General features: G+C 69.4%; 12 protein-coding genes. 2 read left to right on the forward strand and 10 right to left on the reverse strand.

Going from position 1 to position 12095, the window contains the following annotated elements; translation table 11 throughout:
• Positions 1 to 7: 7 nt before the first annotated feature.
• Positions 8 to 1681: a GT4 family glycosyltransferase PelF gene (gene pelF, locus B7P44_RS11930; RefSeq protein WP_193834369.1), complete on the forward strand. Its 1674-nt coding sequence runs from the start codon at positions 8 to 10 to the stop codon at positions 1679 to 1681.
• A 105-nt stretch (positions 1682 to 1786) separates the two neighbouring features.
• Entirely contained in the window at positions 1787 to 3157 is a 1371-nt protein-coding gene (pelG, locus tag B7P44_RS11935) for an exopolysaccharide Pel transporter PelG (protein WP_084904263.1), read from the forward strand.
• Positions 3158 to 3190: 33 nt separating this feature from the next.
• On the opposite strand, the gene B7P44_RS11940 is transcribed toward pelG, so the two are convergent.
• From B7P44_RS11940 to B7P44_RS11985, 10 genes are all read right to left on the reverse strand, one after another.
• Complete coding sequence (locus B7P44_RS11940; protein ID WP_084904266.1) at positions 3191 to 3811, reverse strand: HAD family hydrolase; 621 nt, start codon at positions 3809 to 3811, stop codon at positions 3191 to 3193.
• A 76-nt stretch (positions 3812 to 3887) separates the two neighbouring features.
• The gene (locus B7P44_RS11945; protein ID WP_084904269.1) at positions 3888 to 4493 is read right to left on the reverse strand and encodes a type II secretion system protein; all 606 of its coding nucleotides are present in this window, start codon (positions 4491 to 4493) and stop codon (positions 3888 to 3890) included.
• Positions 4490 to 4879, reverse strand: a complete 390-nt coding sequence (locus B7P44_RS11950; protein WP_084904272.1) for a type II secretion system protein — start codon at positions 4877 to 4879, stop codon at positions 4490 to 4492. The genes B7P44_RS11945 and B7P44_RS11950 overlap by 4 nt, the downstream gene beginning before the upstream one ends.
• 9 nt (positions 4880 to 4888) lie before the next feature.
• On the reverse strand, positions 4889 to 5443 hold the full coding sequence (locus tag B7P44_RS11955; RefSeq protein ID WP_084904274.1) for a type II secretion system protein: 555 nt from the start codon (positions 5441 to 5443) through the stop codon (positions 4889 to 4891).
• A 3-nt stretch (positions 5444 to 5446) separates the two neighbouring features.
• On the reverse strand, positions 5447 to 7780 hold the full coding sequence (locus B7P44_RS11960; RefSeq protein ID WP_084904277.1) for a type IV pilus secretin PilQ: 2334 nt from the start codon (positions 7778 to 7780) through the stop codon (positions 5447 to 5449).
• Positions 7781 to 8419, reverse strand: a complete 639-nt coding sequence (locus B7P44_RS11965; protein ID WP_084904280.1) for a hypothetical protein — start codon at positions 8417 to 8419, stop codon at positions 7781 to 7783.
• Positions 8416 to 8982 (reverse strand): hypothetical protein, encoded by a 567-nt coding sequence (locus tag B7P44_RS11970; protein ID WP_084904283.1) that lies wholly within the window; start codon positions 8980 to 8982, stop codon positions 8416 to 8418. Before B7P44_RS11970 ends, B7P44_RS11965 begins: the two co-directional genes overlap by 4 nt.
• Positions 8979 to 9509, reverse strand: a complete 531-nt coding sequence (locus B7P44_RS11975) for a hypothetical protein (protein WP_084904286.1) — start codon at positions 9507 to 9509, stop codon at positions 8979 to 8981. The genes B7P44_RS11970 and B7P44_RS11975 overlap by 4 nt, the downstream gene beginning before the upstream one ends.
• Entirely contained in the window at positions 9506 to 10387 is an 882-nt protein-coding gene (locus B7P44_RS11980; RefSeq protein ID WP_084904289.1) for a hypothetical protein, read from the reverse strand. The genes B7P44_RS11975 and B7P44_RS11980 overlap by 4 nt, the downstream gene beginning before the upstream one ends.
• Positions 10368 to 12089, reverse strand: coding sequence for a GspE/PulE family protein (locus B7P44_RS11985; protein ID WP_088511444.1), 1722 nt, complete (start codon positions 12087 to 12089; stop codon positions 10368 to 10370). Before B7P44_RS11985 ends, B7P44_RS11980 begins: the two co-directional genes overlap by 20 nt.
• Positions 12090 to 12095 lie beyond the last annotated feature (6 nt).

Below are 12095 nucleotides of genomic sequence, written 5' to 3' on the forward strand. Positions count from 1 at the left end.
GTCCACCATGATGCGCGACTCCGGTCTCGAAACGCCACCCGGCACCCGGCCGGCCACCGTCACCGATGCGCTCGGCAACGTGCTGCCGCGCGCCGCGTCCGCCGACATCGGGCTGCTGCTCGAGGGCACCTATCCGTACGTGAGCGGCGGCGTTTCTTCATGGGTGCACGACATCATCCGCGCGTTTCCCGAGTACACCTTCGGCCTGTGCTTTCTCGGCAGCAAGCCGGACGACTATCCGAAGATGGCCTACCCGCTGCCGGCCAACGTCGTCCACGTCGAGCTTCACTACCTGTACGACGCCGATCCGCCGGCCGGGCAGGTGCGCAGCGTGCACGGCAACCGCGACGCGTTCGAGCGGATCGCGCTGCTGCACGAGCAGCTCCGGCGGCCCGCCGACGCGCCGCTCGACAACCGGCTCGTGCGGCGCATCGTCGACGACCTGACCGACGAGCACCGGCTCGACGAGGCGCAGTTCCTGTACAGCCAGGAAGCGTGGACGTTCCTGACCGACCAGTACCGCGCGTACTGCAGCGATCCGTCGTTCTCCGACTATTTCTGGTCCGTGCGCCTGATGCACCGGCCGCTGTGGCAGCTCGCGCGCATCGCCGGGCAGTTGATCCCGATGCGCCTGTATCACGCGGTGTCGACCGGCTACGCGGGCTTTCTCGGCGCGCTGCTGCGACACCGCCAGGGGCGGCCGCTGCTGATCTCCGAGCACGGCATCTACACGAAGGAACGCAAGATCGAGCTGTTCCAGAGCCAGTGGATCCACGACAACCGCAACCTGATCGAATACGACGCGTCGCATATCGGCTACTTCCACGAGATGTGGGCCCGCTTCTTCGAAGCGCTCGGCAAGATGACCTACGCGGCCGCCGACGACATCGTCGCGCTGTACGAAGGCAACCGGCGCCGCCAGATCGTCGACGGCGCGCCGCCGCCGAAGACGCACACGGTGCCGAACGGCGTCGACCTGCGCCGCCTCGCGCCGCTGCGCCAGCGGCGGCCCGCGAACGCGCCGAAGGTGCTGTGCCTGATCGGGCGCGTCGTGCCGATCAAGGACGTGAAGACCTTCATTCGCGCGATGCTGACCGTGGTGCGGGCGATGCCGGATGCCGAGGCCTGGATCGCCGGGCCGGAAAGCGAAGACCCGGCGTACGCGGCCGAGTGCCGCGAGCTGATCGACCGCCTCGGTCTCGCGGGCAAGGTGACGCTGCTCGGCATGCAGCGCATCGACGAGCTGCTGCCGAAGATCGGCGTGCTGGTGTTGAGCTCGATCTCGGAGGCGCTGCCGCTCGTGATCCTCGAGGCGTTCGCCGCGGGCGTGCCGGTCGTCACGACCGACGTCGGCGCGTGCTGCGAGCTGATTCACGGCGCGGACGCCGACGACGCCGCACTCGGCTCCGCGGGCCGGCTCGTGCCGATCGCGGACCCGGCCGCGCTCGCGCACGAGGCGCTCGCGCTGCTCGCCGACGACCACGCGTGGCGCGCGGCGCAAGCCGCCGGCATCGCGCGCGTCGAGCGCTTCTATTCGCAGGAGCGGATGGTCGGCGCCTATCGCGCGCTGTACTCGACGCTGGCCGGCGCGCCGGACCGGCGCATGCCGGATCCGGGACGCGTGGTCGGCGCCGCGTCGGCGTGTCCATACGCGGGCGCGCGGCCAGCGGCGCACGGCTAGCGGCGCGCGGCTAGCGGCGCGAACCAAGGGCTTGCGCCGGTCGCCGGCGCGCATCCTCAAGCGACGGAAAGCGACAAAAACGGGCCCGGGACGAAGGAGCGATCGATGTCCGCCATCGGAATCAAGCTGCGCCGGCTCGCCCGGCACAATTCGCTGTTCGGCATCATGCGCGCGTATGCGTATGCCGGGCTGGTCGGCGCCGGGCCGTGGATCTGGTCGATCGTCGGCATCCTGCTCGTCGGGCTGCTCGGCGCGTCGCCGCTGTTGCCGAACGCGATCGTGTCGGATTTCCAGGTGTCCGCGACCTACCTGATCGCCGCGAGCCTGATCGTCACCGGCCCGATGCAGCTCTCGCTCACCCGCTTCACGAGCGACCGCCTGTTCGACCGGCAGCTCGACGCGATCCTGCCGAACTTCACCGGCGCGCTGCTCGCGGTCACGGCCGGCGCGATCGTGCTCGGCCTGCTCGCCGCCGGCTTCGCGTTCGACGCGCAAAGCGCGCTGTATCGCGCGCTGATGGTCACCGGCTTCGTGCTGCTGTGCGACATCTGGATCGCGAGCGTGTTCCTCGCGGGGCTCAAGCAATACAGCGGCATCCTGCGCGCGTTCTTCGTCGGCTACGCGGTGACGACGGTCGCCGCGGTCGCGCTCAAGCGCTTCGGCCTCGAAGGGCTGCTGTACGGTTTCGTGCTCGGCCAGACGCTGTTGCTGCTGTTGCTGCTGATCCGGGTCTACAGTGGCTTCTCGGCGTCGCACGTGATCTCGTTCGACCTGTTCCGGCGCGCGCACCACTATCCCGCGCTGATGCTGATCGGCTTGCTGTACAACCTCGGCATCTGGATCGACAAGATCATGTTCTGGTATTCGCCGAGCTCCGGACAGGCGGTGATCGGGTCGCTGCATGCGTCGGTCATCTACGACATCCCGATCTTCCTCGCCTATCTCGCGATCACGCCGGGCATGGCGGTGTTCCTGCTGCGCGTCGAGACCGAGTTCGCGCGGCATTACGGCGCATTCAACACCGCGATCCGCGAAGGCGGCTCGCTGCAGCAGATCGAGTACGCGCACGACGCGATGGCGCAGTCGCTGCGCAGCGCGCTGTTCGACATCGTCAAGGTGCAGACGCTGACCGTGCTGGTCGTGCTCGCGACCGGCCCGCTGCTGCTCGACGCAATGGGCATCTCGCGGCTCTACATGCCGCTGCTGTCGGTGCAGGTGATCGCGACCAGCCTGCAGATGGTGTTCCTCGCGATCATGAACAGCTTCATCTACCTCGACCGGCGGCGGCCGGCGCTCGCGCTGATCGCGCTGTTCTGCGCGCTGAACGGGTGCCTGACCGCGGCGTCGCTCGCCGCCGGCCCGGTGTTCTACGGCTACGGATTCGCGATCGCGCTGCTCGTCGTGGTGCTCGTCGGCATGGGCTGGCTGGACCGGAAGCTCGATACGCTCGAATACGAGATCTTCATGCTGCAGTAAGCGGCGCGCACGCGCCGCGCGCCGGGCGCCGCGTCACGCATCGATCGGCGGCATCGGCCCCTGCCCGCGAATCCACGCCCAGTTCGCGCGCTCGGCCATTTCCTTGTCGCCGCGGCTGTCGCCATACGCGAACAGCTGCTGCGGCGGATTTTCGCCCCACCACGCGCTCAGCCGCACGACCTTCTGCGGCCCCCAGCAGTTCTCGCCGTCGAGCCGGCCGGCGAACGCGCCGCGCTCGAACGCGAGCCGCGTCGCGAGCACCGCGTCGAAGCCGGCCGTCTTCGCCCACTTCTCGAGGTACAGCGACGGCGATGCGCTGACCAGCACGAGTTCGTGGCCGCGCGCGCGATGCTCGCGAATCCGCTCGAGCATCTCGGGCCGCACGAGCCGCGGCAGGTCCGTCTCGACGAAACGGCGCGCGGCCGCATCCAGCGCGTCCTCGCGCATCGGTCCGAACGCGAACCACGCGAACTTCGCCTTCGCGTCGCCGCGCGAGATGCGCCCCGCCTTCATCGCGGCGATCCACGGCAGCGCGCGCAGCCCCGCCCACGCGAAGCGCGGCGTGCCGATCGCGTGGCGGACGAAGTGGCGGAAGCTGTCGGACGTGGTGATGGTGCCGTCGAAGTCAAACGCGGCAACGATGCGGTCGGTCATGAAAATCGGTCGGAAAGTCGTTCGGAAGCCCCCGAAGATAACAGAGACTTCCCCGCGCACGCCGATCGCGCGCGCTTCACCGAAATCCGGACCGCTGCTGCCCCGGCAGATACCCGCCGAACCCGGACAGGCTCGGCGCGCTGGCCGCCGTGGCGGGCGCCGCCGATGCCGCAGCCGGCGCCGCCGCATCGGCCGGCATCGCCAGGCCCGGCGCGAGGTAAAGGAACTTCCACTTCCCGTAGGTCTCCTCGCCCTCGAAATCCGCGTATCTCCGCGGAAAGCCCGCGCGCTTGACGGTGGCCTGGTCGACGCTGCTGTAGACGCCGTAGAAGCGGTCGGCTCGCCACAGGAACATCCAGTCGGGCCGTCCGGTCAGCGGATCCGGATACGCGCGCCGCAGATGATGCAGCGGCTTCGGGAAGCGGGTGTCGTCGACCAGATCGTCGACGCTGGCCGGATACGCGCGAGCCAGGCGGTAGTAGCGCACGATCGCCTTGCGGTACTGATCGCCGGCGAACAGCAGCTGCTTCTCCTCTTCGCGGCGCCGCTGCAGCGCCCACACGTCCAGCGCGCCCGCCAGCGCGATCGACATCAGCATCAGCGCGATCAGCAGCGCGAGCAGCACGAGCCCGCGCTGACGCGCGGCACGCGGGCGGCACGCGGCCCGGCCGGCCGCGCTCATCGCGCCGCTCCCGCCGCGTGCGGCGGCTCGCCCTGCGCGCCGCTCGCGGGCGCCACGTCGTAGACCCCCGGCTTGGTCTCGTCCGGCGACTCGATCACCGCCCATTTGTCGTCGCCGTTCACGGGATCGGTCGGGACCGCGCGCAGGTAATGCTTCGCGACCAGTTCGTCGAGCGTCTCCGGATACTGGCCGTTGTCGCCGAAGTACTGGTCGATCGCGTTGCGCATGACCGCGATGTTCTGCTGCCGGACCTGCTCCTTCCCGCGTTCGATGCTGTGCAGGTAGCGCGGCACCGCCAGCGTCAGGAGCAGGCCGATGATGGCCATCACGACCACGATTTCGATCAGCGTGAAGCCGCGCGGTCTGCGCATGCGAGCGGGTTTCATGATGCGTCGTCACCATTGTCTGTACGGGATGCCGTTGATGCCGACGCGCACGGATTTCGACGTCACGTCGAACACGTCCTTGCCTGCCGCGTCGCTCCCGGACAATTCAGCGGACGGCACGCCGGACGCCTGATCCGGCGGCTGGCCGTACGCGCGCACGTTCCAGGTCTCCTCGGCCGGCGTATCCGGGTCGCCGGCGAAGAACGGATCGCGCGGCACGCTGCGCAGGAACATCAGCAGGCCGCCTTTGGGATCGCGCGCGTCCTTCACGCCCGTCACGAGCACGATCAGCGACGGCGGATAGCCGGACGCGTCCGCCTCTTTCTCGATCTTCCCCGCGTCGCTCGCGTCCTTGTACGCGTCGAGCGCGGTGCGGATCTCGCGCAACGCGGCGCCCAGTTCCTGCTCCTTCTGCCGCTGCACGATCAGCTCGGAAAACGGCATGATCGCGAGCGCGAGGATGCCCACGAGCGCGAGCGTGATCACCATCTCGATCAGCGTGAAGCCGCGCCGGCCGTGACGACCGGTGCCGCCGACGCGCGTCGTGCCGTTGCGGGTGGCCACGGTTCAGTTCCCGTTCTGGATCGGGTGCAGCGGGTTGTCGCTCGGGATGTCGCCCGCCGGCATCTGCAGCGTCGGAGGCGGCGCCGCAGCAGCAGCCGGGGCCGCGGCGGGGGCCGAGGGTGCGGCCGGCGGCGCCACCGGCGTCACGGTGGCGCCCGGCGCCGGCTCCGCTTCGTTGCCCGTCGGTTCGGCCGCCTGCGGCGCGCCGCCTGCCGGCGCCGCTCCCTGCGCAGCCTCCGCGCCCTTCGCAGGCGCCGCAGCCGGTGCGGGCAGCGCGGGCTGCTGTCGCGAGAAACGCCCGCCGTACGGTTCCGGCGGCGGCGTCGTGCGCGGTGCGGCCGGCATCTGCCCGAACGCGCCGCTCTCCGGCGACGGCAGCGCGCGGGTCGCCGCCGCGCCCAATGCCGAAGCTGCGCTGGCGCCCGACGTGCCGCCGCCGACGCTGCCGGGCACCGGCCGCGCCTTGGGCCTCGCCGCCGCGTCCGCTGCCGGCGTCGCCGCGGGCGCTTCCGCGTTCAGCGCGACGGGATCGAGCCGCAGCTCGTCGGCGTGCACGTTGACGTCGGTGCCCGACCACACTTCCTGCGTGTCCGCGTCCGCCGCGACCTGCGGCCGGACGATGTGCGGCGTGATCTGCAGCACGATCTCGGTCTTCTTGTGATCGCCTTCATGATCCGAGAACAGGCGGCCGAGCAACGGCAGCTGGCCGAGGCCCGGCACCTTGTTCGCGTTGCGGCGGTCCTCGTCCGAGATCAGCCCGCCCATGATCTGGGTTTCGCCGTCCCGAAGCCGCAGGCTCGTCGACGCGCTGCGCGTGCCGATCTGGTACGCGAGCGAGCTCAGCCCCTGCGAATTGCCGCTCTGGATCGTATTGGTGATGTTGCTGACCTCGAGATTCAGCTTGATGCCGACGTCGCCGTCGCGATAGACCTGCGGCTCCACTTCGAGCTTGATGCCGACATCCAGGTACTGGATCATCTGCGTGAACGACGGGCCGCTCGTGCTCGGCGTGCTCGAACTCGAAATCACCGGCACCTTGTCGCCGATCATGATGCGCGCCTTCTCCTTGTTGCGCGCGCGGATGCGCGGGCTCGCGAGCAGGTTCGCATCGGTGTCCGTGAGCTTGAAATCCGCGGTGGCGGACAGGCCGCTGACATTCAGCGCATTGACCGGCAGATGGTGCAGCGCGCCCCAGGTGTTCGCCGTGCTCGGCGTCGACGCGGTGAACGTGTTGGGCCAGTTGATGCCGAGCTGCGACATCCGCTCGTGCGACACTTCCAGCACCTCGACCTCGAGCATCACCTCCGGCTCCGGCAGGTCCTGCGCGGCGATCATCTCGTCGGCGACCTTGATCATGTCCGGCGTGCCGCGAATCGTCACGGTGTTCGCGCGCTCGTCGATCACGACTTCCTTCACTTTCAGCAGGTTCTTCAGCAGCGACTGGATCTGCTTCGCGTCGACGTTCGACAGCTGGAACGTGCGCACCTTGAGCTCCTGGTATTCGAGCTCCTTCGCCGGTGTCGCCGGGTAGATGAACAGCGTGTTCGCGTTCATCTGCTTCTTGTCGAGCTGGTTCTGCAGCAGGATCATGTCGACCGTATCCTGCAGCGACGCGTTCTGCACGAAGATCGTCGTCTTCAGGTCGGCCCGCACGTCGCGGTCGAAAATCACGTTCAGTCCGGACGTGCGCGACAGCGCCTCGAACACCATCCGCACGTTCGCGTCGCGGAACTGCAGCGACACCGGCGTGCGCATGATCGACGACGCGGCGAGCTTGTCGTCGCGCTCCGCATGCTGCTGCCGGCGCTTTTCGTCGAGCTCCCGCTGCATCCGCTGCGCCATCGCATTGGCCGGGTTCTCGACCAGCACGCGATGCACGCGATCGGCCGCCTGTGCATACGAGCCGCGCTGCATCATCCGGTCGGCTTCCTGCAGGATCCCCAGATGCTTGCGGTCCTGCTCGATCATCGCGCCGAGCTTGCGGGCGCGCTCGCTGGCCGGATCGAGCTCGGTCGCCATATAGACGGACCGGGCCGCGGCATCGAACTGGCTCTCCTGGCGCAACCGGTCGGCGTTGTCGAGGAGCTGGTTGATTTCCGCGTCGCGGTCGTGCATCGCGTCGATTTTCACCTGCGCGTTGGTCGGATCGTCGTGGAGGTTCGGCACGTGCGCGCAACCGCCGCACGCGAGCACCGCCACGGCGATCGCCAGCGCGCGTTTCGTCGCGATCCGGCTCGCCGGCATGCACCGGGAATCGAACGGGGTAACAGGCAAGAGGCGTGTCGATGGGCCGCCGCTCCCGTCGCGGCGCGCACCCTGTGTGCGTGAAGGTTTCATTTACTTTCCTTCCTCTGGAATGGACACGACCTGCGTCTGGTTCAACGGCAGATAGGTCAGCACCACGTTCGACGCCGACACGGAGTCGACGCGATACTGGCCATCGATCACGTCGCCGGGCGACACGATCAGCAACTGATCGCCGTTGCTGAGAAATACCTGCGGCTTGTCCGCCTTCGCATCCCGTTCGCCGACGTAGGTGAACGGCACGGGGGGCGCCGACGGCGGCGCCGGACGCGCGACGGGCGGCGGCGACGCTTCGACCGGCGGAGGCGGCAGCCACGACGAAGCGGTGAACGGATCGTTCGCCGATTCGACGGACACCGGCGCGCGCAACGCGGCGAGCTTCTCTCGCGGCGTCGCCGCGGGCGTGGGCGTATCGGCCGGTGCGCGTGGCGCCGCGGCAGCCGCGGATGCGGACGCCGCGGACGCCGCTTGCACGGGCGCTTGCGACGGCGCCGCGCGATGCCCGGTGGCCGGCCGCGCGTGCACGATGTCGCGATGCAGGCGGTCGAACGCCGCGTGCGGCGCCGGCGATGCCGCGACCAGCATCCGGTACCCGATGCCGCCGCCGACGATGCAGCACACCGCCAGCGCGATGCGCGCGACGGCAGCGTGTTTGATGGCGAGCGGCTTCATGGCTGCGCGCTCCGGTAGATGAGCTCGAAACGCACGCGCGCGTCGAGCACGTTGCCGTTCACGGCGGGACGCTCGACGTGGATTTCCTGCAGCGCCGCATTCGGCACGTTGTTGAGCACCCGCGCGAGGAACTGGCGGATCGCGCCGTACTGGTCCTTGACGGGCAGCAGCACCTGATAGCGCGCGAAATGCGCGCCGGCATCGGACGTCACCTGATACTCGGCGGCCCCGAGCGTCAGGTGGCTGTCGCGCGCCTGCGCGAAGATCGCCGCGATGTCGTCCGCGCTCTGCGAAAAGCGCGGGAACAGGTCGGGCAACGCGTCGAGCGCGATCGCGTCCGCCGCCGCATGGCGCTCGCCCGCCGGACGATGGTTGTGCGTCGCCCGCGCGAGCCCCGCCGGATCCCGCATCGCGCGGGTATCGGCTTCGACGTTCGAGACGGCCGCGTACAGGATCGCCGCCGCGCCGAGCATCAGCACGCCGGCGAGCCCCGGCAAACCGAACGCGCGCCGCAGTTCGAAACGCAGCGTGAGCAGCCTGTCGCGCAACCGATCCGCTTTCATGACTTTCTCCACACGGCGGTGATCTGGAAACGCACCGGCTTGCCCGGCACGTTGTTCTCGATCACGTGATCGTTGAGCACCGCTTCGCGCAGCAGCACGCTCGCCTGCAGATACTTCAGGTAGACGACCATCGCGTCGAGGTTCTTCGCCTCAGCGGTGATGCGGATCTGGCTCTGCGCCGGGTTCTGGTCGATGCCGATCAGCGCGACGTCGTGGTCCGGATAATCCTCGACGATCGCAAAGAGGTCCTGCCACGGCACCGTCAGCTCGCGCAGGATCGCCTGACCCTGCTTCTCCGCCAGCTTCGCCGCCGGGGTCGGCGGCGGCTTCGGGATGTGCCGCTGCACGAGCGTGCGATGCCGGACGGCCTCCACCTCCGCTTGCGCGCGATCGTTTTCCGCGTACGCGTGCCACAGCCGTGCGCCGCACGCGAGCAGCAGCACGACGGCGGCGGCCAGCAGGATCATGCCGCTCGTCGCGGTGCGCACGCGACGCCGGCCGAAGTCGATATCGACGAGCGGAATCATTGCGCCACCTCCATCAGCCGACGCGCGAGCGACCCGTCGAGGGCCGGCTGCGGCGGGCGGATCGCCGACGCGAAACGCGCGGCGAACGGCGCGGGGTCCATGTCGATGCCGCACAGGTAGATCCGGCAGTCCTCGCGCTTCAGGCCCGCCCACGTTGCCGAGCGCTCGAACAGTTGCCCGGCGAGTTCGGCGAGCCGCGCCGCGTCGCCCACATCGCCCGGAAACAGGCGCTGCGCGTCATAGGCGGCCCAGCCGCCGCGTTCGATCATGACCGCCTGCATCAGCTCGCCGGCGACGAACAGCAGCAGCGCGTCGCCTTCGCAACTCGCCGCGATCCGGTTCAGCATCTGCGGAAGACACGCGCGCAGGCTGCGGATGCGAATCGCACTGGCGGCGCACGCTTCGTGCAAGCCGTCGTGCAGCGCGCGCGGTATCGCGCTCGCGAACAGCGCGCGGCCGCCATGCTGCACGCAGAAGCGCACGACCAGCGCTTCACCGTCGATCCCGCAGGTGTCCGAGAAATGCGAGCGCGCGATCTCCTCGAGCTCGCGCTCGCGCAACGTGCGGAAGTCGCCGCGCAGGATCGCGTGGTTGCACCAGAAATCGTCGAGCACGACGGATGCGCTGCGTATCGCTGGCGTTGCGGTTGGCACCGCCCCGCCCTGCTGCGCTGCGCCGGGCTCGGCGGAAAGCGCGGCGCGCAGCGCGTCGAGCACGCCCGGCTCGGTGCCGAACTGCGCGTCCGGAATCGCGACGCTGACCGGCTCGGCCACCGGCGCTCGCTTGCGCAAATACCACCGTGTGCGCGTGCGGGCGCCGACGACGACCTCGCGGGCGCCGACGCCGATCGCAACCGGACTATTCAACCATCGTGACACGGTTGATCTCCTCGAGTGTCGTTTCGCCGCGCCTGACCAGCTCGATCGCCGCCGAGCGCAGCGTCGTCATCCCGCAGCGCAGCGCCGCCGCCTTGATGTGCCCGAGCGGCGCGCGCTCCGACAGCAGCTGCCGCAGCTCGTCGTTCATGCGCAGCGCCTCTGCGATCGCACGCCGCCCGCGATAGCCGCTGCCGCGGCACATCGCACAGCCCGCGCCACGGCGAAACAGGTAGCCGCCGGTCGCGTCCGGGTCGATGCCGGAGCGCACGAGCGCATCGGCATCGACCTTGTCCTCGGTCAGGCAATCCGGGCAGCACTGGCGCAACAGCCGCTGCGCGACCACGCCGTTGAGCGCGGACACGAAGCTGTACGGATCGACCTCCATGTTCGTGAAGCGGCCGATCACGTCGAACACGTTGTTCGCATGCACGGTGGTGAACACCTGGTGCCCGGTCAGCGCGGCCTGCACGGCGATCTGCGCGGTTTCCGGATCGCGGATCTCGCCGACCATGATCTTGTCCGGGTCGTGCCGCAGGATCGAGCGCAGCCCGCGCGCGAACGTCAGGCCCTTCGCTTCGTTCACCGGAATCTGCAGGATCTCGCCGAGCTGGTATTCGACCGGGTCCTCGATCGTCACGATCTTCTCGAGGCCGTCGTTGATCTCGGTGAGGATCGCGTAGAGCGTCGTGGTCTTGCCGCTGCCGGTCGGCCCGGTGACGAGCAGCATCCCGTACGGCATCGACGCGATCGCGCGCATGAAGCGCGTGTCGGCCGGCTGGAAGCCGAGCGCCTCGAGCGTCAGGCCGCCCGCGGCCTGCGAGAGCTGGTAGCGGTCGAGAATCCGCAGCACCGCGTCCTCGCCGAACTGGTTCGGCATGATCGACACGCGGAAATCGATCTCGCGCCCCGCGTACTGCGCCTTGAAGCGCCCGTCCTGCGGCACGCGGCGCTCCGCGATGTCGAGCTCGGAAATCACCTTCACGCGCGACAGCACCTGGTCCGCGACGTCGCGCCCGTCGATGCGGCCCACCACGGTGAGCACGCCGTCGACGCGGCACTTGATCATCAGCCCGTTCGCGCGGCATTCGAGGTGGATGTCGCTCGCGAGCATCTTGAGCGCGTCGTAGATCGTCGAGTTGAGCAGCCGCACCACCGGGCTGTCGTCGCTGCTGATGCCCTGCAGCGTCAGCGCGAGCGATGCCGGGTCGGCGGCGCACGGGATCGTATCGTCGAACGCGAGCGAGTCCATCGCGCGCACGTCCTTCTCGCGCACGGTCAGGTACGCATTGAGGTCGCCCGCGCTCGCGAGCGCCCAGCCGTACGGCACCGCCGGCCGCGCGCGCATCCGGTGCTCGACCCAGCCGCGGGTGCGCGCATCGAGCGGATCGGCGAGCGCGAACAGCAACGCGTCGCCGCCTTCCGGATCGCGGAAGCACACGCACAGCCGCGCCGTCGCGTCGACGAACGACACCACGTCGAAATCCGGCTCGAGCCGGTTCAGCTCGCGCATGCCGATCGGCTTCATCCGGAATTGCGCGGCGAGCTGCGTGCGCAGCTCGTCCGCGCCGAGCGACGTGCGCGCCATCAGCTCCTCGAGCGCGCGAATGCCGGAACCGTGCCGCTCGGCGAGCGCGCGCAGCGTGTCGCGCAGTTCGGCTCCCGCTTCGGGGAGGGCTTCCGATGGTGTCGTGACGGTATCCACGTGCGC

The sequence above is a fragment of the Burkholderia ubonensis subsp. mesacidophila genome, assembly GCF_002097715.1.
Taxonomy (GTDB): Bacteria; Pseudomonadota; Gammaproteobacteria; order Burkholderiales; family Burkholderiaceae; genus Burkholderia; species Burkholderia mesacidophila.

Excerpts from the sequence above, each read along its gene's own strand:
- B7P44_RS11940 (WP_084904266.1), bottom strand. The coding sequence starts at position 3,811 with ATGACCGACCGCATCGTTGCCGCGTTTGACTTCGACGGCACCATCACC.
- B7P44_RS11970 (WP_084904283.1), bottom strand. The coding sequence starts at position 8,982 with ATGAAAGCGGATCGGTTGCGCGACAGGCTGCTCACGCTGCGTTTCGAA.
- B7P44_RS11965 (WP_084904280.1), bottom strand. The coding sequence starts at position 8,419 with ATGAAGCCGCTCGCCATCAAACACGCTGCCGTCGCGCGCATCGCGCTG.
- B7P44_RS11950 (WP_084904272.1), bottom strand. The coding sequence starts at position 4,879 with ATGAAACCCGCTCGCATGCGCAGACCGCGCGGCTTCACGCTGATCGAA.
- pelG (WP_084904263.1), top strand. The coding sequence starts at position 1,787 with ATGTCCGCCATCGGAATCAAGCTGCGCCGGCTCGCCCGGCACAATTCG.
- B7P44_RS11975 (WP_084904286.1), bottom strand. The coding sequence starts at position 9,509 with ATGATTCCGCTCGTCGATATCGACTTCGGCCGGCGTCGCGTGCGCACC.
- B7P44_RS11960 (WP_084904277.1), bottom strand. The coding sequence starts at position 7,780 with ATGAAACCTTCACGCACACAGGGTGCGCGCCGCGACGGGAGCGGCGGC.
- pelF (WP_193834369.1), top strand. The coding sequence starts at position 8 with ATGATGCGCGACTCCGGTCTCGAAACGCCACCCGGCACCCGGCCGGCC.
- B7P44_RS11945 (WP_084904269.1), bottom strand. The coding sequence starts at position 4,493 with ATGAGCGCGGCCGGCCGGGCCGCGTGCCGCCCGCGTGCCGCGCGTCAG.